18 protein-coding genes are annotated in these 19,390 nt (G+C 69.2%); all 18 read right to left on the reverse strand.

Annotated elements, in window-relative coordinates; all coding sequences use genetic code 11:
* Positions 1-69: 69 nt before the first annotated feature.
* The gene (locus VGT06_08485; GenBank protein ID HEV8663159.1) at positions 70-330 is read right to left on the reverse strand and encodes a DUF5676 family membrane protein; all 261 of its coding nucleotides are present in this window, start codon (positions 328-330) and stop codon (positions 70-72) included.
* A 161-nt stretch (positions 331-491) separates the two neighbouring features.
* Positions 492-920, reverse strand: coding sequence for a hypothetical protein (locus VGT06_08490; protein HEV8663160.1), 429 nt, complete (start codon positions 918-920; stop codon positions 492-494).
* Between the two features lie 24 nt (positions 921-944).
* Positions 945-1,271 (reverse strand): SHOCT domain-containing protein, encoded by a 327-nt coding sequence (locus VGT06_08495; protein ID HEV8663161.1) that lies wholly within the window; start codon positions 1,269-1,271, stop codon positions 945-947.
* A 13-nt stretch (positions 1,272-1,284) separates the two neighbouring features.
* A complete protein-coding gene (locus VGT06_08500; protein ID HEV8663162.1) occupies positions 1,285-1,431 on the reverse strand; it encodes a YHS domain-containing protein in 147 nt (48 codons plus the stop codon).
* A 91-nt stretch (positions 1,432-1,522) separates the two neighbouring features.
* Entirely contained in the window at positions 1,523-1,693 is a 171-nt protein-coding gene (locus VGT06_08505) for a hypothetical protein (protein HEV8663163.1), read from the reverse strand.
* An 87-nt stretch (positions 1,694-1,780) separates the two neighbouring features.
* Entirely contained in the window at positions 1,781-2,440 is a 660-nt protein-coding gene (locus tag VGT06_08510) for an isoprenylcysteine carboxylmethyltransferase family protein (GenBank protein ID HEV8663164.1), read from the reverse strand.
* Between the two features lie 13 nt (positions 2,441-2,453).
* Positions 2,454-2,870, reverse strand: coding sequence for a hypothetical protein (locus VGT06_08515; protein HEV8663165.1), 417 nt, complete (start codon positions 2,868-2,870; stop codon positions 2,454-2,456).
* 675 nt (positions 2,871-3,545) lie between these two features.
* The gene (locus VGT06_08520; protein HEV8663166.1) at positions 3,546-6,272 is read right to left on the reverse strand and encodes a GNAT family N-acetyltransferase; all 2,727 of its coding nucleotides are present in this window, start codon (positions 6,270-6,272) and stop codon (positions 3,546-3,548) included.
* Positions 6,273-6,280: 8 nt separating this feature from the next.
* Positions 6,281-7,702: a hypothetical protein gene (locus VGT06_08525; protein HEV8663167.1), complete on the reverse strand. Its 1,422-nt coding sequence runs from the start codon at positions 7,700-7,702 to the stop codon at positions 6,281-6,283.
* 355 nt (positions 7,703-8,057) lie between these two features.
* Positions 8,058-8,558 (reverse strand): cytochrome c, encoded by a 501-nt coding sequence (locus tag VGT06_08530; protein ID HEV8663168.1) that lies wholly within the window; start codon positions 8,556-8,558, stop codon positions 8,058-8,060.
* A 17-nt stretch (positions 8,559-8,575) separates the two neighbouring features.
* A complete protein-coding gene (locus VGT06_08535; protein HEV8663169.1) occupies positions 8,576-9,754 on the reverse strand; it encodes a hypothetical protein in 1,179 nt (392 codons plus the stop codon).
* 92 nt (positions 9,755-9,846) lie between these two features.
* Complete coding sequence (locus tag VGT06_08540) at positions 9,847-10,362, reverse strand: DUF3341 domain-containing protein (GenBank protein HEV8663170.1); 516 nt, start codon at positions 10,360-10,362, stop codon at positions 9,847-9,849.
* A 1-nt stretch (position 10,363) separates the two neighbouring features.
* A complete protein-coding gene (nrfD, locus tag VGT06_08545) occupies positions 10,364-11,689 on the reverse strand; it encodes an NrfD/PsrC family molybdoenzyme membrane anchor subunit (protein HEV8663171.1) in 1,326 nt (441 codons plus the stop codon).
* Positions 11,690-14,608: a molybdopterin-dependent oxidoreductase gene (locus VGT06_08550; protein ID HEV8663172.1), complete on the reverse strand. Its 2,919-nt coding sequence runs from the start codon at positions 14,606-14,608 to the stop codon at positions 11,690-11,692. It abuts the gene before it with no gap.
* A gap of 10 nt (positions 14,609-14,618) precedes the next feature.
* The gene (locus tag VGT06_08555; GenBank protein HEV8663173.1) at positions 14,619-15,119 is read right to left on the reverse strand and encodes a cytochrome c3 family protein; all 501 of its coding nucleotides are present in this window, start codon (positions 15,117-15,119) and stop codon (positions 14,619-14,621) included.
* Positions 15,120-15,135: 16 nt separating this feature from the next.
* The gene (locus VGT06_08560; protein ID HEV8663174.1) at positions 15,136-15,531 is read right to left on the reverse strand and encodes a cytochrome c; all 396 of its coding nucleotides are present in this window, start codon (positions 15,529-15,531) and stop codon (positions 15,136-15,138) included.
* 134 nt (positions 15,532-15,665) lie between these two features.
* On the reverse strand, positions 15,666-17,966 hold the full coding sequence (locus tag VGT06_08565; GenBank protein HEV8663175.1) for an MtrB/PioB family decaheme-associated outer membrane protein: 2,301 nt from the start codon (positions 17,964-17,966) through the stop codon (positions 15,666-15,668).
* Positions 17,967-17,995: 29 nt separating this feature from the next.
* A complete protein-coding gene (locus tag VGT06_08570) occupies positions 17,996-18,919 on the reverse strand; it encodes a DmsE family decaheme c-type cytochrome (GenBank protein HEV8663176.1) in 924 nt (307 codons plus the stop codon).
* Between the last annotated feature and the right edge of the window lie 471 nt (positions 18,920-19,390).

The raw sequence follows: 19,390 nt of genomic DNA on the forward strand, positions 1-19,390 counted from the left end.
TCCTCCTCCAGCGAGATCCGGCAGACCAGCCCCCTTATCACGGCGGGCCCTTCCTCCTCGGAACCTTGGTCATGCACACCGCCGGAGGACGAAGTTGTAGATGGGCACAAAGATGAGCCCCGTGTAGGCACCGTAAAGGAAGCTCTCCCCGAGGCCCAGCAGGAAGCTCCCGACGCTCAGCCACCCGAAGCCGGGGAGCACCATCTCCAGAAGCTGAGCTGCATGGAATTCCTTGGGAACCAGCAGTCCGTACACCACGCAGCTCACGAAGATCGCGGCGGCGAAGAGCCCGAACGACCACATCATCAGTTTCCAGTTGAGCGGATGCATGACCTCACCCTCCCCGTCTGACCGTCCAGTGCTGGTGTCTGCCCCTTCCCAACCGGTTGTAGCAATTGGCTCATCACCGCTCCCTCGGGCCGGCCGCAACCACGCAATGAGGCCGGCCCGGCCGGGAAGGCGGTCCCGCGTCGCCCCGCACTACAGCCGCCCTACTTCTTCTCTGGCTGGGGCGCCCCCATCATCTCCGCCATGCGCTTCTGCATCTCGGCCATCTGCTGCATCATCTGGGACATCTGCCCCATCATCTGCTGCTGCCCGCCTCCCCCTGGGCCCGTGCCGCCCATCATGCCCTGCATCCCGCTCATCATCCCGCTCATCTGGCCCATGAGCTCGCCCATCCGCTTCATCTGCTCCGGGGCCATCTGGCCGCCCTGCATCATCTCCGCCATCTGCTGCATCATGCCCTGCATCTGCTGCATCATCCCCTGCATCTGCATCATGGGGCCGCCGCCAGGGCCCATCCCGCCGCGCGTCCCCGGCCCCATTTCCCGACCCGGACTCACCTGGGCCAGCGCAAACACCGGGGCCACCGCCAGCGCCGCCACCACCGCGACAATCACCGTCTTCCGAACGTTCATCTTCGTTCTCCTCTCGGTAGGGGATTAGCTCAGATCCCGCTTCTTTGCCTCAAACTCGTCCTTATTCACCTCGCCGCGCGCGTACCGCTGGCGGAGGATATCGAGCGCCGAATCGGACCGCGACCCCTTCCCCTGGCTCACCAGCCAGCGGATGCCGAGCACGACCCCCACGATCACCAACCCCCAGAACGCCAGCATGACCAGCATCATCCCGATCCCCCAGGCGCCCCACATCCACCCCATCGGGTGTCCCCCCCACCACCACTCGTAGGGCCGCTCCTGGGCCAATGCCGTCCCGGGGGCGAACCACGCCGCCACAAAAACCATCACCCGCTGCCTGATTCCTGCCATCGCACCCTCCCGCTCAGGCCTTAACGTACTTGGCCGGCGCCTTCTCAAAGGTCGCCTTGCAGGCCGCCGAGCAGAAATAGTAGGTCTTGCCACCGTAGACCGCTGTCGCTGCGGCCTTCTTCTCATCCACATTCATCCCGCAAACCAGATCCTTTGTCATGATAGGCCTCCCGAGAACGGAGCCAGTTTCATGCTCCGGGTTACCGCCCCACGCTCAGCACCCACCCCCACTCCACTCCATGGGCTTCCTCTCAATGGCCCGAATGGACGGACTCCTTCCTCTCGTCCCGCTTGGCGGGCTCCTCATCGCGCCGCGAGCCGTGCCGATGGCCGCCACCGCACCCCATTCCGAACCGGTGCAAAGCGAAGAAAACAACGCCCAGGAGAATCCAGACCCCGTAGTTTCTGAAGAACTCTTCCATCGTAATTCCCCCTTCACGGGGACCTTTTCGACTCCCTGCGTTTCATAGGAGACCACGGGTTTCGCCGGCTGCTGCCATCCGGCCGACTCATCGCTCGCTCCAGCGGGGTTCAGCCGCGGGCCCGAGGCGGGGGACGAACATCGGCACCCGTTCCCGATACGTCCGGTACGCCTCACCGTACTGGGCTTCTGCCTCCCGCTCCTCGCGGCGCGCGAGGCGGGAGTAGACCGTGAGCAGGACCGGCCACGTCGCGACAGTGACGATCGTAGGCCACTGCACCAGCATGCCGACCGTGATCAGGAACAACCCGGCGTACTGGGGGTGGCGCACCCAGGCGTAGACGCCATCGGTAACAAGCTCCCCCCGGCCCTGGTGGATCCTCCGCCACCCGGCCCACATGAGGAGCAGCCCACCTCCCATGAGCGTGTTCGAGATGAAGTGGATCAGAACCGACATCCAGGCCCCGCCCCCGAGCCAGGTGACCCAGAGGTGTCCCGAGGCGTGCGAGAAGGGGTTCAGCGCCGGGTAGCGGCTCCCGAGGAACGCGGTCAGGAGGTAGATGGTGAGCGGGAACCCGTACATCTCCGTGAACAGCGCCACGACGAACGCGGTGAAGATCCCCAGGGAGCGCCACTCGCGCCGCTGGACCGGCGCCAGGAAGGACAGGGCCAACAGGACGAAGAGCGCTGCGTTCACAACCACCAGCGACCAGAAGCCGTAGCCGTAGGCGATGGCTTCGCCGTGCATGGGACGGTCCCCCCTAGCGCGCGGGCGGCAGCTCCCAGGAGAAGCTGCGCTCCGCCACGCCGCCGACATTCTTGACAATAAGCCGGACCTCTCCCGCAGGCGCAAGGGATGGGAAGAGCAGGACGGCCTCTCGGTGGTGGCCGCTCCCGGTCGCCTGCTCGACGGCTGTCGGGGCAATGTCGGTGCCATCAGGCGTACGCAGGACGACCGCCTCTTCGAACTTGATCCCGTCGAGAGGGACCGAGTGCGTGTCGAGCACGACCTTGGCCTTGACCGGAGCTCCTGCCTCCGCGGGCGCCGTCAGCGTGATGGCAACCGAGACGGGCCCCTGGCGGTCCTGTTTCGTCCACCCCTCCTCGGCCTCCGAACTCCCCGCCGTCCAGAGGGCTAGCATTACCAAGGCGAGTTCTCTTCGAATCAATGCGCGCACTATGAGACTCCTTACTTTACGCGGTCGTCCGCTGCATCCCCGCCAGACTCCAGGCGGGGCGCCCACGCAAGGGAGGGGATCAGGCTTTGGGGGGTGGGGCGGGCAGATCCGGAAGATAGCGGTGGTAAGCTAGCACAAACCCGGGTCTGAAGCGGCCCGTCATGGCCAGCGGGATCGCGAGGAGAAAATTGCTCGCTGTGGCGAAGGAGGAGAGGCAAAGGTCCCCCGAGGCGATGTCATTCGCATCCAACAGGCAGATCCCCAGTCCCGCAGTCACTGCGACCGCGACGAGAGCCATCACCGGTCCGATCCTTCCTCGCGGCATCAAAGCCTCCGTCCAGGCAAACCTAGGCAAGAATGCTGCCAGCCCTGCCCTTCGCCCCACCCCGCTCCAACTCGCTAAAAACACACTCCTTGAGATGGGAACAGGGGCCCGGGGGAAGCGACCGTGGCAGGACCACCTGGGGAAACACGGCACCACCTGGGACACTCCCGCCCCACCTGGGTGCACTCGGTGCTGCTGGTCACCTGCTTCTCCCACCAGGATAGCCCTCGGCAAACGGGTTCTGCCGGCATGCCACCCGGTGTCCACCGACTGGAGCTCCGGATGGCCACCCGGCCCGGACCCCCGGCGTTCGCTGGCTCCCGCGGGACCGAGAGGAACGGTCTTACAAACTACCCGTCCCTGGCGAAAAGCGGCGGGACCTCGAAGGGCTTCGCCCGGACCCGGGCATCCACGATGGCGGCGCCCTTCGGGTGGATCCGGATCGGGTTCAAATCCAGTTCGGCGACCTGGGGTAGATCATCGGCCAGCGCGCTCACCCGGAGCAGCGCGTCCTCCAGGGCCTGGATATCCCCCGGCGGCGCCCCCCGGAACCCGGTGAGGAGGGAGACCGTCTTCAGGCTCCGGATCATCTCCGACGCATCCTCCGACGTGAGGGGGGCGAGGCGGACCGACACGTCCCGGAGGAGCTCGACCAGGACGCCCCCCGCGCCACAGGCAACCACCGGACCGAACTGGGGATCGTGGACGACCCCCACGAGCATCTCCACCCCTTCCGGGACCATCCGCTGGACCAGGAAGCCCGTCAGCGGGTGCCCCTTGGAGGCCAGAAGGGCCCCCATCCCCTCCGCAGCCCGCCGGACCTCCTCCGGGCCCTCGAGGTTGAGGCCGACGCCTCCGAGGTCGGTCTTGTGCACGAGCCCGGGGGCGATGGCCTTCAGCGCCACCTTCCCGCCGATCTCCCGTGCCGCCTCCCCCGCCTCCTCGGGAGTCCCCACGACGCGCTGGGGAACCGCGGGGAGCCCGTAGCAGCCAAGGAGTCCGGCCACCTCGTCCGGCGTGAGCCACCCCTCTCCGCGCTGCAGCGCCGCCGCCACGAGCGCCGCGGCCTCGTCGCGCCGGAGGCCTTCCAGGTGGGGCGGAGCGCTCGCGGGCCGCTCGCGCCACTCGCCGTACCGGGCGGCGCGGGCTAACGCGATGGCGGCCGCCTCGGGGAAGGCGTAGGACGGCACGCGCAGCTGCGCCGTCTGCAGGACCTCCGGGAACCCGCGCGCCGACATGAAGACGGTCAGCACCGGCTTGCTGCCCCCGAGCGCCCCCATCGCGTCGAGGATCGCCCGGGCCGCGTCCTCCGCCCGGGTGGTGAGCGGCTGGATGAAGATGACGATGAGCGCGTCCACGCTCGGGTCGGCAGCAACGATGCGCAACGTCTCCCCGTAGTGCTCGCCCGTCGCCGAGGCGATCATGTCCACGGGATTGCCCACGCTCGCCTCCGGAGGCAGGAGGCGGCGGAGCCGGGCCTGGGTCTCCTCCTCGAGGACGGGGACCTCCAGCCCCTCCCCCTCGCAGGCGTCCGCGCACAGGATCGCCGGCCCACCCGCGTTCGTGATGATGCCGACGCGGCGGCCCTTCGGCAGCGGCTGGTGCGCGAGGAGAGAGGCCACGTCGAACATCTCCTCCAGGGTGTCGGTCCGGATCACCCCGGCCTGCCGGAACAGGGCGTCCGCCGTGACGTCGGAGGCTGCGAGCAGCGCGCCCGTGTGGGAGGAGGTGGCCCGGACCCCGGCCGGCGAGCGGCCGCTCTTGACGGCGACGATCGGCTTCACCCGGGCCACGCGCCGGGCGATCCGGGAGAACTTCCGCGGGTTGCCGAAGGATTCGAGGTAGAGCAGGATCACATCGGTGCGGGGATCCGCCTCCCAGTAGCAGAGGAAGTCGTTGGCAGAGATGTCGGCCTTGTTCCCGACGGAGACGAAGGTGGAGAGCCCCAGGCCGAGCGCCCTGGCGTACTCCATGATCGCGAGCCCCAGGGCCCCGCTCTGGGACAGGAAGCCGACCCGGCCGGCCGGCGGCGCCTCCGGGGCAAAAGTCGCGTTGAGGCGGACGGCGGGATCGGTGTTCACGATCCCCAGGCAGTTCGGCCCGATGAGGCGCATCCCGGTCGCCCGGCAGAGCCGCACCAGTTCCGCCTGCCGCGCCCGTCCTTCCGCCCCCGTCTCCGCGAAGCCGGAGGAGATCACCACGAGCGCCCGGACCCCCTTCCGCCCGCACCCCTCCGCGGCCTGGAAGACCCGACCGGCCGGCACCGCGATGACCGCGAGGTCCACCGGTCCCGGGATCGCCTCCACGCTCGGATACGCGGGCACGCACTGCACGACCTCCGCGGCGGGGTTCACCGGATAGACGGGCCCCGCGAAACCGAAGCGGAGGAGGTTGTGGAAGAGCTCGCCCCCGATCGTCCCCCGCTGGCGCGACGCCCCGATTACCGCGACGGCGCGGGGCGCGAAGAAGATCCTCAGCGCGCCCGCCGCGGCGATCCGGTCGCGCTGCTCGAAGTGCTCGCGCGCCTCCTCCGTCAGGGAGGTCGGGAAGGTGGCGTGCAGCCGTCCCTCGCCGGCCCGGACCTCGACGGGGAAGCCGGATTCCCGGAAGACATCGAGCATCCGGTGGTTCTCCGGGATCATCTCCGCCTCGAAGATCCGGACCCCGTTCGCCCCGGCGGCCTCGGCCAGGTGACCGAGGAGGATGGTGCCCAGTCCCCGCCCCTGGTACTCGTCGGCGACGGCAAAGGCCACCTCGGCCCGATCCCCATCCTTTCCCACGTAGAGGGCATGGCCGACGATCCGCTCCTCCGGGCCGATCATGGCGACCAGCCCGAAGGTGCGCACGTAGTCCACGGCGACCTCCCGCTTCGCCTCCGCCGCGAGGAAGTAGTCGCTGGTGGCGGAGAAGAAGCGGAGGGCCCGCGAATCCCGAGACAGCCCGCGGAAGAAGGCCAGGAGGCGCTCCTCGTCGTCGGGGCGGATGGGCCGGACGTGGACGGTGGAGCCGTCGCGGAGGACCACGTCGGCCTCGCGGGAGGCGGGATAGGTCCGGCGGCCAGCGCCTGTCGCCGTCACGGTGGCTCCTACCAGAGGGCGTCGGGGAAGGTGCAGACCCCCGCATCCTTCCCGACCTGCTTGACCATCCGGGGGGGCTGCCACGCTTCCCCCAGGATCCCGTCGTGGATGGCCCAGCTCCGCCCCCGCACGCTCCGCTCCGCCCCGGGCCGGCGAAATGGCGTGGAGCCGTCGAGGAGCGCGCACAGGGCGCCTCCCGGCTGGAATTCCCGGTGGATCCGCTCCATCTCCTCGCGCCCCGCCGCGTAGCCGAAGCCGTAGCGCTCGTACAGGATGGCATTGTGGTAAAACATCGCGTGCAGGAACACGCGGTCACCGCCCATCCAGGCGGCGAACTCCTCCACCAACCGGACGGCCTCGCGGAGCAGGCGCAGCCCCCGTCGCGTCTGCCCGGGCGCGAGCCCCGCCTGCATCGCCCGAAACTCCTCGGGGACATTCCGTCCCGCGGTCCCCAGGCGGTTCTCCCGCCCCTCCGGGTCGCGGTCGACGTCGAAGCGCTCCGCCCGCGGGTCGCCGATGACGACGAAGGCCAGCTCGAGGTTCCGGAACGCCGACGCCTGGAGCTTCAGGAGGAAACAGAGGTCCCGGTCCTCCGGCCGGCTCCGGACCCCGACCCAGACCATCTCCTGGTCCGGCGGACAGTCGAACTCCACCAGGCGGTTGCCGGCGCCGTCGGTGAGGGTGCGGGGATCGATGGCGAAGGTGGCGAGGATCGCGTCGGGGATGAGCCGCCGGTAGATCGCCTCCCGCTCCTCGCGGGGACGCCGGTTGATCTCCACCAGGGAGCGGGGCCCGACTCCCTCCAGGGAGGCCCCGAACTGCCGGAGGCGTTCCCGCTCCACCCGCGCCCCGACCCGAACCAGGAACAGACTTGCGGGGTCATGGCTGAGCCCGGGCTCAAGCGAAACGGGATACTCGGCGAAGCCCGCTCGCCGGAAGAGAGAGAGGAGCATCCGCCGGTAGCCGCTCTTCGACCGTCCGCTGCCCAGCGTGTCCCACTCTTCGGGGTCCAGCGAAGCCAGCAGGATCCGCTCGTCCCAGTGCGGGCCGAGGGCCGTCCTGAGCAGGGCCGCGCCGATCCCGTTCCCGCGCCGGGGACGCGCGACCTCCAGAGCCGCCACCTCGTACAGCCCGGGGAGCGCCCGCCGGCCCCATCGGCTCTGCGGGTGGGGGAGGCTGAAGAACACGAACCCGATGATCTCCTCTCCGCTGACGGCGACCGTCAGTTCCCCCCCTGCCGTCCGTGCCATCCCGACCAGGGTCGCCCGGACCGCCTCGGGATCGCAGCCGAAGTCCTTTCCCAGCCCCTCGGCGATGCGGAGCCGCGCCAGAGCCTCCGGGGAGGGCCCACCCTGATACCGGACGTCCGGGGACTGCCCGGCGTCCTCCGTCACCACCTTGACGACCTCACCGCTCTTCGGCCGCCTCATGATCCGGGTACCTGGCAGCGGAAATCCCTCCCCGCGCACCCCGCCCATGGCTCGCGACAACCCGGGTGCCGGGCAAGGAGGATGCCACCGGGAGCGAAGTCACCGCTCCGGCGGCAAGCCCTGGATTCTCCAGCCAAGACGGCTCAGGGGAAGGGAGATGGGGGCTGGACTTCCCCTTGGAGAGCGGGACACGCCTGCCCCAGAAGGGAGAGAGTCCTGGACGATCAGGTCAATGGAAACCGACCAACATCTCGACGGGGACGCCCGCCGGCAAACTGGGACACGCCTGCCCCAGGGATCGTGGGTGCCCCAGGCCCTGTCCGCCGGGGCGTCGGGAGCCGATGCTGATCCTCCCTCACTTTCCCTTCCGCTGCAAGTTCCGAAGATAGTTCACCACGTCCCACCGCTCGCGCGGCGCGAGGGCCTCGCCCTGTGCCGGCATCAGGGCCCCGCCGTCCCGGATCGTGGCATAGATGAACCCGTCGGGCCGCTGCCGGAACAGCTCCAGCGTGAGGTCGGGCGGGGGGACAAACTTCGCCGCGACCGGCCCCCCGCCCTTGGCATCGGGCCCATGACAGAGGGCGCAGTAAACGAGAAAGAGGCGCTTGCCGTTCTCGAGGGAGGCCGGCGTCGGCTCCACCGGATTGCGCAGCCGCTCCCCGGCCCTCACCCGGTCCATCCGCGGCTCCTGGCCCTGCCTCGGGACCGTCCCCGGCGGCGGCAGCAGCGGCGCCTCCTGGGGCCGGACTGAGGGCTGCTTGTCCATATCGTCGCTCCACGGCCAGCCGTGGGCGAGGCTCACCCCGAGCACCAGGAGCCCCGCGGCCCCGGCCAGGACCCGCGCGAGCGTCCTCACGGAATCTCCCTTCTGCCTCACGGGTGGGGCGCCTCCGGCCCCGGCGCGGGGACCAGGGGGAAGTGCCGCAGGAAGAACTCGTAGCTCAGCCCCGCGGCCCCCAGGAAGCCGACCGTCACGGCCGCCTCGAGCCACCCGAACGGGACCGTCTCGTGGTGCCAGAGCGAGGGGACGACCAGCACGTACCGCTCGAGCCACAGGCCGGCGGCGACCAGCGCGCCCACGGCCAGCATGATCCCCGGGACGCGCTTGGCCCCCCGGCTCAGGAAGATGACGAACGGGACGAGCAGTGTGGCGGCCAGCACAGCCCAGCTGAGGGGCGCCCAGGGCCTCTCCCAGAGGCGAACGACCACGAAGTGGGTCTCCTCCGGCAGGTTCCCGTACCAGATGACGATATACTGGGACCAGAGCATGGCCGCGTACGTGAGGGTGAACCCGAACAGGAGCTTGCCCAGGTCGGCGAACTGGCTGGGAGTGATGGCGGTGAGCCCGATGGTCCAGCGGGCAAGCGCCGCCACTACGGCGAGCCCGGCCAGCCCGAGGTAGAACGTGCTGATGAAGAAATAGCCGCCGAAGAGCGAGGAATACCAGAAGGGGTCCAGGGCCATGATCAGGTCGAACGCCATGAAGCTGTAGGTGATCGGGTAGGCGAGCAGCACCCCGGCCGCCACGACGTCCATGCCCCGCCGGCCCCGCTGCCGCTCCACCTCCTCCCCGTGCCACTCCTGGGCCAGCCAGTCGTAAGGCCACCGCCGGGGCAGCAGGCCCCGCTCCACGGCGCCCCCGACCTCGGGGCGGAGCGCGTAGTAGACGAAGAGCAGGCTGAGGACCGTCATCGACCCGAGGCCGAGGAGCCCCCGGACGAAGATGAAGCGGGGATCGAACCAGGCCCCCCGTTGCGGGTTGATCTCCCGGACCGGGTCGAGAAAGACCTCCAGGCCGAAGTAGAGCGGCAGGAAGAGCACGAGGCTTACCGGAAGGAAGGCCGCCATCCCCTCGGCCAGGCGCCGGATCGCGGCCCCCCACCGGGCGCCCACCACATGGTAGATCGCCGCAAACACCACCGCGCCCTGGGCCAGCCCACTCCAGAAGAGGAAATTGACCAGGTAGATCTGCCAGGCTCGCCCCGCGTCCACGAACAGGCCGCCGACGCACGCTCCCCCGCCGAGCGCCACCCCGCCCCACAGCGCCGCCACCAGGGAGCGGGGAACCGGGCGCGGCAGGCCCCCGCCCGCCCCGGGGTCCCGTGCGACGAGCGTTCTCCCTTCGGTTGCGGCGTGCGCCACGGCTACCTCTGCGCCCGGTGCACGTCCTCTGCCCCCGCACCCCGGAGCAGAGAGCTCACCGCGTCGAAATCCTTCTCCTCGCAGCGGACCCACAGGCCGAACCGATCCTCCGAGAAGCGGGGATCGTAGGCCGGGAGAATGTGCACGCGCGGCAACCGGGCGTTCAGGAGCATCCCCCCGAGCGTGAGGAGGCCCCCGAAGAGGATCGTCAGCTCGAAAACGATGATGAGAAACGGGGGGATCGAGACGATGGGCTTCCCGCCGGTGATGAGCGGGTAATGGAGGGAGGTGGCGATGGTCAGGACGAGGCCGGTGATGGCTCCCAGCACGCAGCCGACGAGGGTGAAGAACCGCACGGGACTGGGCGCCTTGGCCAGCGCCTCGTCAATGGCGTGGTGCGGGACCGGCGAGAGGGCCGCCAGGTCGCGGTGCCCCGCGCCCCGCAACAGCGCGATGGCCTCGAGCAGGCTGTCCAGGTAAAGAAACGTCCCCACGAGTCCTGGCGGACGCCGGGTCACGCTACGCCTCCCCCTGCGCGGCTCGCACCGGCGGCGGCAACTCCTCCTTCACCTCCACCATGGAGACGACGGGGAGGAGCTTGGCAAAGAGGAGGAACCAGAGGAAAAACCAGGCGAAGCTCCCCACCGTGATGCTGATATCCACCCAGGTGGGGATGAACAGCCCCCACGAGTACGGGTCGTACTCGTGGGCCAGCCCGGTCACGATGATCACGAACCGCTCGCACCACATCCCGATGTTGATCAGAATCGCGATGCCGAAGAGCCACGGGGTGCTGGTCCGGATGCGCTTGACGAAGAAGAGGAGGGGGACCAGCGAGTTGAACAGGATCATGATCCAGAAGGGAATCGCGTACTCGCCGGTCACCTGGTAGAGGAAGCGCTGCCACTCGGGAACGTTGTTGCTGTACCAGGCGATGTAGGACTCGACAACGTAGGCGTAGCCCACGATGAGGCCGGTGAGGATGATGAGCTTGGCCAGGTTCTCGAGATGGGTCTGCGTGAGATAGGCGTCGAGGCGGAAGATCCGCCGGAGCGGGATCAGGAGGGTGATCACCATGGCCAGCCCCGAGTGGATCGCCCCCGCGACGAAGTACGGGGCGAAGATCGTGCTGTGCCAGCCGGGAACGATGGACTGGGCGAAGTCCCAGGAGACGACGCTGTGGACCGAAATGACCAGGGGCGTCGCCAGCGCCGCCAGGAACAGGTAGGCCGCCTTGTAGTGGCGCCACTGCCGGTCGGTCCCCTGCCAGCCCTGGGCGAGGAAGCCGTAGATCCGGCGCCGCCACCCCGTGGTCCGGTTGCGGACGACGGCCAGGTCGGGAACCAGGCCGGTGAAGAAGAAGAGGACGCTGATGATCATGTAGGTCATCACCGCGAAGACGTCCCAGACGAGCGGCGAGCGGAAGTTGACCCACAGGCCGCCCACCTGGGGGTAGGGCAGGAGCCAGTAGAAGAACCAGGGCCGCCCCAGGTGGATCAGGGGGAACAGGCCGGCGGTGAAGAGCGCGAAGACCGTCACCGCCTCGGCCGTCCGGTAGATGCTGGCCCGCCACCGGACCCGGAAGAGGTAGAGGACGGCCGAGATCAGGGTCCCGGAGTGGGCGATCCCCACCCAGAACACGAAGTTGGTGATATCCATGGCCCACATGACCGGGTGGTTCAGTCCCCAGACTCCGAGGCCGCGCTCGACCGTGTACCGCCAGGCGTAGATCCCCCAGGCCAGGACCAGGAGGTTCACCAGGAAGACGGCGTAGTACCGCCACCCGGGCGCCTCCATGGCCCGGAGGATGTCCTGATCTACCTGGCTGTAGGTGAGTCGCGCCACCTAGCCCTCCAGCGCCCCCGGGACGATCTTCTTCAGGTAGGTGATGGCCGGCTGGGTGTTCAGGTGCTCGAGGACCCGATACCGCCGCGGATCCCGGGCCCGCCTGGAGACCTCGCTCGCCTCATCCTTCAGGTCGCCGAAGATGATCGCCCGCGTGGGGCAGGCCTGGGCGCAGGCGGGGACGATCTCCCCGTCCCGGACCGGCCGCCCCTCCGCCTTGGCCGCCCGCTTGCCACCCTCGATCCGCTGGACGCAGAAGGTGCACTTCTCCATCACGCCCATCGTGCGGACCGTCACGTCCGGGTTGAGCTGGAGATGGAGCGGCTCGGGCCAGGCCGCGGGGAACCAGTTGAACCGGCGGACCTTGTAGGGACAGTTGTTGGAGCAGTACTTGGTGCCGACGCACCGGTTGTAGACCTGGACGTTCAGGCCGTCCGGGTTGTGGTAGGTGGCGTAGACCGGACAGACCGGCTCGCAGGGGGCGCTGTCGCAGTGCTGGCAGAGCATGGGGAGGAAGCGGTGCTCGGGCCGGTCCCGCCCCCCCTCGTCCACGCGCTCGATCCGGATCCAGGACATCTCCCGCCCCCGGCCGACCTGCTCCTTCCCCACGATCGGGATGTTGTTCTCGGCGTAGCAGGCCACGACGCAGCCGCCGCAGCCGATGCACGCGTTGAGGTCGATGGCCATCCCCCAGCGGTGCCGGGGATGGGGGTGCTCGGGGTAGATCTGGAGCAGGTGCGGCCGCTCTCCCGGCAGCCGCCCGCCCTGGAGCGCGGCCAGGGAGACGCTCTGGACGATCTCGCGGTCGTGGGGCCTGTCGCTCCCCGCCACCGAGACGAGGGGATGCCGCCTCCCCGTCGGCCGCGCGGTCACCCGGGTCGCGACCCAGGGGAGACCCCCCGAGACCGCCTCGGGCTCGGGGGATAGCAGCGGGATCGGATTGGCGCCCCGGCCCGCCGCATAGCGCCCGAAGACCGTGTGCCCCTGCCCGACCGGGACCGCGACCGTTCCGGGGCGCACCCCGCCGGAGAGGTGGGCCGGCAACTCCACTCGGCCGGCGGGGGACTCGAGCCGGAGCACATCCCCCTCCGCCACCCCCAGGCGCCGGGCATCCTCGGGGTGGACCTCCACCCAGTTGTCCCAGACGATCTGGGTGAGCGGGTCCGGGAGCTCCTGAAGCCAGGGGCGGTTCGCCATCCGCCCGTCGTAGAAGGCGGCGGAGGGGTAGGGGATCAGGGTGAAGCCCTCGCCCTCCCCCGGGAGGGCCGGAACCTCGAAGCGGACCCGGACGGCCTCCGGGCTGAGCCGGACGGGCCGCGCCGCCGCGGGAGTGAAGAGCCCGCCCCGCTGCAGCGCGGCGGCCCAGAAGGTCTCGAAGTCCTCCGCGGGCCGCAGCCGCCGGTGCACGTCCCGCCACTGCTCTCGCAGGTACGCGGCGAAGTCCTCCCACGGGAACGCCTTCGCCCTCCCGGAGCGCCTCGCCACCGACAGCAGGACATCGCCTAGCGCCCGCGTGTCGTACAGGGGCCGCATGACCGGCTGCTGGAGACTGCGGACGCCATCCCAGGGCTCGTCGTCGCCCCAGGCCTCGAGAAAGGTATGGTCCGGCAGGACCAGGTGGGCCGCGGTCGCCGTCTCATCGGGGAAGGAGGCGAAGCTCACGACCAAGGGGACTTTCCGGAGCGCCTCCTCGAAGCGCGCCCCCTCCGGGAGGGTGAAGAGGGGGTTGACCCCGGCCAGGAGGAGCAGGGAGATCCTCCCGGCCTCCATGGCCAGGAGGAGGTCCCGCATCTCCCGGTAGGTGGAGGCCCGCCCCGCCGCAGCCGTCGGCCCAAAGCGGACCGTCTGGCCGAAGTTGCCGACCGCGTAATTGAGAAGGTGAACCGCCAGACAGGTCGCCGTTCCGCTCCCACCCCGGCCGTCCGCCAGGGCCAGGCTCGGGCGCCGCCGCGCGAAGGCGCGGGCCAGCACGCGGACCTTATCCCCCGAGATGCCCGCCCGCTCCGCGACCGCCTCCGGGGGGAAGGGGGCCGCGAACCGCCGCAGCGCGTCCTCTTCCCCGCCAGGGAGGCGAGGTGCCAGGCGCTCGGCGAGGATCGTGTGGAGCATCCCGAGGGCGAGGAGGCCCTCCGTCCCCGGGCGAACGGCGACCCACTCGTCGGCGCTGGCCCCCGTGAGGGAGAGGCGGGGGCCGATGTAGGCGAACCGCCCCATCCGGCCCTCCCGGTAGGCCCGCATGGCGGCGAACTGGCGGGCGTGCTCCACGGGGGAGAGCCAGGTCTCCAGGAAGTCGGCGCCGAACGAGAGGACCACCCGCGCGGCCTCGAGGTCGTAGTAGGGGATCGCCTCGAGGCCGAAGGCGAGGCGGCTCGCGGTGCGGAGCGGCTCGTGGGCGATGGCCTCGTACCGGAGGCGCCGCCCGCCCACCGCCGCGAGCCAGGCCTCGATGAGGCGGTCGAGGCTCCCCGTGAGGAGCGGGGTCACGAAGGAGATCCGGTCCCCGCGTCCCTTGAGCGCGGCGAGGTGCTCCGTCAGGAGCCCCTCCGCCTCGTCCCACGGGATCGCCTCCAGGGTGCCGTCTGCCTTCCGGCGGAGCGGCTGCCGGAACCGATCGGGGTTGTAGAGTCCCTGCAGACTCGCCTGGCCCCGAGCGCACAGGCCGCCCTGACTCACCGGATGGTCCGGGTTCCCCTCGACCTTGATCACGCGGCCGTCGACGGTCTTCGCCAGGATCCCGCATCCCGCCGGGCATTCCCGGCAGACGGTCGCGTACCAGGTGGCCTTCCCCGGCGCGATCTCCTCGGGCGGGATGAGGTAGGGGACGAGGGTCTCGGGGGGCTCCGCGCCGCAGCCCACCATGCCGGCCGCGGTTCCGCCGATGCCGACGATCTTGAGGAAGTCCCGCCGGTTGATCTCCATCCCCCTCCCCCTAGCGGTGGCAGACGACGCAGTCGATGCTGACGGCCCGCTCCCGGTGGCAGCCCACGCAGGTGTCCATGGTCAGGGTCGCGAGGCGCGGGAGGCGCTCCAACGTTTCGACGGCGCCGTGACAGGTCTGGCACTCGAGCTCCGCCCGCACGTGGGGCCAGTGCTCGAAGTAGACGAAGTCGGGCAGCCAGGTCACCTTCGTCCAGGGGATCGGCTCCTGGCGCTCCCAGTACCCGGCCAGCTTCTGCACTTCGGGGCGAGCGGCCGCCGTGATCTTGTGACAGCCCACGCAGCGCTGGACCGACGGGATGCCGGCGACCGCCGCGGTCCGGGCGTGGACGTGGCAGTACAGGCAGGCGATCCGGTTGTCTCCCGCGTGGAGTTTGTGGCTGAAGGCGACGGGCTGTTCGGGGGCGGACGGCGGGCCGAGCGAGAGGGCCAGGGCACCCCCTCCGACAAGGGCGATCAGGAGGACCGCTGCCGCTGCTAGCCCGCTCCGCATCGGAGGTGATCGATAGCTATTGAGTGGGCTTGTAGGGAGGAACGGCCAGGGTCCGGATGTAGGCGATGACGTTCCAGATGTCCTGGTCTTTCAACTGGCTCGACCAGGGGGGCATGAGGGGCGACTTCCCCACGCTGGCCCCGCCCCCCTTGATGATATCGAACAGGTATTGATCCTTCAGGGCATTCATGTACTTCCCGTCGGCATGATTGCGGGGCCTGGGCGAGAGGGCGGCGGCGGCCGGGCCATCCCCCTTCCCGGTGGGCCCGTGGCAGGATGAGCAGAGGAGATCGTAGCGCTGCTTCCCCGCCTTCGGATCACCCTTCTGCTGGGCAAAGCCTCGGAGCGGCGTCAGGACCAGGATGAGGACGGACAGGAAGACCGTGCACCCGACGAACCTGGCTCCTCTCATTCCCGTGCCTCCTCTCTCGCTTGGGCGCGTGCCCGGCGACCCCCTTCTTATACCGCATCCCTGGACGGACGGGAAGAGCAGAATATGAAGGGGGCGGGACAGATCAACGGCGGCGTTCCGGGCGGGGGCCGGCACTAGAAGCGATAAATGAGGCTGAGGGCAATGACGTGGGCGACGTAGTCGTCCACCCGGTCGCCCAGGAAGACATCGAGGGAGGGAGAAACCGTTCCGGCTGCGTTGACGTTCGAGTTGGTCATGAAGGGGTCAAGGTCGTCCGTCTTGAAATTGGACAGGTTGAAGTGCTCGAAGCGGTACTCGGCCTTCACCGTCAGGTTCTTCACGATGTGATATCGGAGAGCCGCGATGAAGGTCTGGAGGGTGTCCTTGATGTCCGGCCAGTCGACGGCATTGCCGCCATCCGGTGCGGCCGTCGTGCCGGGGACTCCCGTGGCCCCGGTCTTCGCCTTGGCGATCTCGAGGACATAGGAGAGGCTCGCATCCAGGCGGTCCGGGATGAGGAGGATGTCCGCCCCGACCCCGGCCGTGTGGACCTGCTCCTCCGAGGTGCTCGACCAGTCGTTCAGCGAGCTGTCCACGGCCACTCCACCGGAGACAGGCCGCCACCGGGAGTCTTGCTTGAACTGGATGTTCTCGAAGGTGTACCAGGCCGAGAGTGCGAGCCGCTCGAGGGGGCGGTAGCCGATATCGGTCCCGACGCTCCACCGCTCGTCTTCGGTCAGGCCGAGGGTGGTGTCATCGTAGTCCGTCAGGCCGTAGCCGCCGGTGAAGGCCAGGGTAAGGTCGTCCCGCGGGCTGAACTGGGCCAGGAGGTCCACCTGATTCCGAATCCGGTCGGCCTCGTCGAACTTGCGGAGGAGGGTGGACTGCCCCGTGGTAACGGAGGTGGAGAAATCCGCCTCGTCGATGATGGTGTGCGCCAAGTGGGCGAAGGTATTGTAGTCGGTGCCGCGCCGGATGCCGAACCGGTAGCCGGCCCTCAGCAACGCAGAGGCCACCGGCTTGTAGTCGATGGCAGCCTTCCAGGTATGCTCATCCGTCCGGATGACCTCGCGATGGTCACTCCGGTCCCACCGTTCCCACTCGTAGCCCAGCTTGAGCGTGGCAGGACGGGCGAGCCGGTAGGAAGCATCCAGGCTGGCGTTGTGCGTGCGGTGGTCCATCGGCGTGTTCCCGCGGTCCTCATCCGAAAGGCTTTGGTCATTCACCACATGCCCGTCGAAGATCAGAAGAGGGATGTTGCTGTCGTAGTCATAGAAGCGGTAGCGGGCGGTCAGGCTCAGGTCCCGCAGGGGACGGCCTGTCAGGACCAGGTTCGCGAGCAGGGTCCGCACTTCGCCATCAAGGCCACTCGCTGGGAGGGCCAGCGAAGCACCCGCATTACCTGTGGGGATGTTTGCATTGATCGTATGGGGGACGAAGGGGTCGTTCTGAAACCGCATCCCGTAGGAGAAGGTGCCTGCGAAGCGCGCCGGGAAGTCCACAGGGAGCGTGACCGCGCCCGAGAGGCGGATGGTGTGGGCAGAGTTATCCGGCGCCAGGTCCGTCCGACCTCGCCCAGGGGTACTCGTTCCGCCGGCACCACTGGCGGTGAACGCCCCATCCGTCAACTGCAAGGGGTTGTCTATCGCTACCGTGTCCAGATCATTTTCGTAGAAGGAGCCGGTGTAGTCGAGCCGGAGGCTCCAGGTGTCCCGCGCCACCTGGATCCCCCCGGTCACTTCGTGCGTCCGCTCGTCGATCGGGGCGGCGACGTTGGCGAAGTTGCCCCCCGGACTGGCGAACCCCATTCCAAAGGGGCGGGTCCCCTCCTTCTGTTGGACCCAGTAGCTGGTATCGACCTCCAGGTCGGCCAGCGGCCGGTAGAAGAACCCGATTCGGCCGGTCTGGAGTCGGAAGCGGAGGGGGACGGCGGTCGCCCCGCTCAAGGCGCTCTGGAGGGCCGCGCTCTTCAGAGCGCTCGTCCCCAGCCCTTGAATGGTGCTCTGTGTGGCGTCGGGGAAGTCCAGGGCCCCGCCCCCCTGGTCGCTATAGAGGGTCCGCGCGGTGTTGCTGAAGACGTGGACGAGCTCGTCGAACTCTAGCTCCAGCCGGTACCGGCCGTAGCGGCCGCTCGCGACCTCGTAGTGCTGGTCCCGCTCGGCGATGTCGGTGGCTGAGCCCTCGAAGTAGTACTTCCCTTCCTTCCCCTCCAGGAGGAGCCGGGCGTTCCCGAAGACCCCCGGCCGCTGCTCCCGGTACTCCTCGTACTTGGAGGACCCAAAGGCGCTGGAGCCCTCGGGGACGAAGCGGCCCCCCACCTCGACCTCGCCCGTCGCGGTAACAACCCCGAGATCGACCTGAGCCGAGGCCACGGACGGGATGGTCAGCAGTACCCCTAGGGCTCCCGCCAGGCTGGCAACTCCGGGAAACCGCATCCCTCTCGCCCCCATCTCCCGCTCCCTCCTCAACGCGTGAAGGCGAAGCCGGACGGATGGTTGGAACCGTGGATGTTCTGGTGGCACTGGAGGCACGCCCGGCCGATCACGAACTTGTTGGTCGGGAGCCGTGCCTCGGTCGGGTGGCGGCTCTCCACGTGGCACTGCTGGCAGACCCGCGGCGGGGAGAGCTTCAGCATCTTGTCCCGGACCCCCCCGTGCGGGTCGTGGCAGTTCATGCAGTTTTCAGCGACCGGAGCATGCTCCCAAAGGAACGGGCCCCGCTTGTCGGCGTGGCACCGGTAGCAGTTGTCGTTGGGAGAGTCCACCGGCAGCAGGGCCTTGCTTACGGTCCCGTGCGGGTTGTGGCAGGAGGTGCAGGTCATCTTCCCCTCCCGCAGGGGCATGTGGGCGTTCCGGAAGGTCTGGGAGCGGCGGGTCAGGTGGCACTGGGCGCAGGTGTCGATCTCGCTCGCCTTGGCCAGGAGGGCCTTCTCGGAGGTGCGCTGCATCACCTGATGGCACGAGGTGCAGCCCACGTCCCGCCCTTCGTGCGGGCTCCCCTGCCAGTAGAGCCGCTTCCCCTTCTCGTGGCAGGTGAGGCAGACGGCGTTTTCCTTTTCGACGGCCTCGGCCGTCTCCCGCCGGAACGTGGTCAGGCCGCCCACTCCCTTCCCGCCCCCGGCCTCCACGTGCGCCTTCCCGGGCCCGTGGCAGGCCTCGCAGCCCCGCAGCATGAGGGGCGTGCGGGCATTCTGCTCGGTAAAGACCTTCGCGTGCATGGTCTTGGCGAACGCGTCCTTGAGGGGCTCATGGCAGGTGAGGCAGGTGTCGGAGCCGACGTACCCGTTCGGGGCCTGAGGCTGGGCTGCGGCAACAGACGGCAAGGAGAGGAACAGCAGACCGAGGAGGAGCAGCGAGGCCCGGAGACCGGGCGGGGGCGCCTCTCTCATCGGCACTCCTCCAGCTGGTTGGTCAGGGGTAGGGAGCCCCTATACCATCGGTCCCTGCGGGCAGTCAACTGCTTTCCTGCCGGTTCCCCGCTTGGTCGTCAGCCGCCGGGCGGCGGTTGTGGCCGGCGGGGAGAGCACGTAGGATGCCAGGCTGCAGCCCTTTTGTCCCCGACGCCGCAACCCACGAATTGCCAAGCGATTCGCGGGCGCCCACACGGATCTGTAGCCGCGCCCCGAAGCATCCGGCCTGAGGCATACCTGCCCCACCGTTTTTCTCTAACACCGCGGCGCCGCTTGCCTCCGGGGAATCCACCGCAGAGTGGGGCAGGGCAACCACAGCGGGGCGTCAACGCCCCAACATCCTCGCGGCGGACCTTCCCTCGGGGCGAGGGCTCATCGTTGCTGGCTGGGGCCGAACCGCGAGATTTCGGCCAGCCGGTCGAGGGAGAGGACCCCCTCGTAGCGCTGGCC

Source organism: Candidatus Methylomirabilis sp. (assembly GCA_036000645.1).
GTDB lineage: Bacteria > Methylomirabilota > Methylomirabilia > Methylomirabilales > JACPAU01 > JACPAU01.

Excerpts from the sequence above, each read along its gene's own strand:
- VGT06_08570 (HEV8663176.1), bottom strand. The coding sequence starts at position 18,919 with ATGAGAGAGGCGCCCCCGCCCGGTCTCCGGGCCTCGCTGCTCCTCCTC.
- VGT06_08565 (HEV8663175.1), bottom strand. The coding sequence starts at position 17,966 with ATGCGGTTTCCCGGAGTTGCCAGCCTGGCGGGAGCCCTAGGGGTACTG.
- VGT06_08550 (HEV8663172.1), bottom strand. The coding sequence starts at position 14,608 with ATGGAGATCAACCGGCGGGACTTCCTCAAGATCGTCGGCATCGGCGGA.
- VGT06_08485 (HEV8663159.1), bottom strand. The coding sequence starts at position 330 with ATGCATCCGCTCAACTGGAAACTGATGATGTGGTCGTTCGGGCTCTTC.
- VGT06_08555 (HEV8663173.1), bottom strand. The coding sequence starts at position 15,119 with ATGCGGAGCGGGCTAGCAGCGGCAGCGGTCCTCCTGATCGCCCTTGTC.
- VGT06_08510 (HEV8663164.1), bottom strand. The coding sequence starts at position 2,440 with ATGCACGGCGAAGCCATCGCCTACGGCTACGGCTTCTGGTCGCTGGTG.
- VGT06_08490 (HEV8663160.1), bottom strand. The coding sequence starts at position 920 with ATGAACGTTCGGAAGACGGTGATTGTCGCGGTGGTGGCGGCGCTGGCG.
- VGT06_08560 (HEV8663174.1), bottom strand. The coding sequence starts at position 15,531 with ATGAGAGGAGCCAGGTTCGTCGGGTGCACGGTCTTCCTGTCCGTCCTC.
- VGT06_08525 (HEV8663167.1), bottom strand. The coding sequence starts at position 7,702 with ATGAGGCGGCCGAAGAGCGGTGAGGTCGTCAAGGTGGTGACGGAGGAC.
- VGT06_08505 (HEV8663163.1), bottom strand. The coding sequence starts at position 1,693 with ATGGAAGAGTTCTTCAGAAACTACGGGGTCTGGATTCTCCTGGGCGTT.
- VGT06_08500 (HEV8663162.1), bottom strand. The coding sequence starts at position 1,431 with ATGACAAAGGATCTGGTTTGCGGGATGAATGTGGATGAGAAGAAGGCC.
- VGT06_08495 (HEV8663161.1), bottom strand. The coding sequence starts at position 1,271 with ATGGCAGGAATCAGGCAGCGGGTGATGGTTTTTGTGGCGGCGTGGTTC.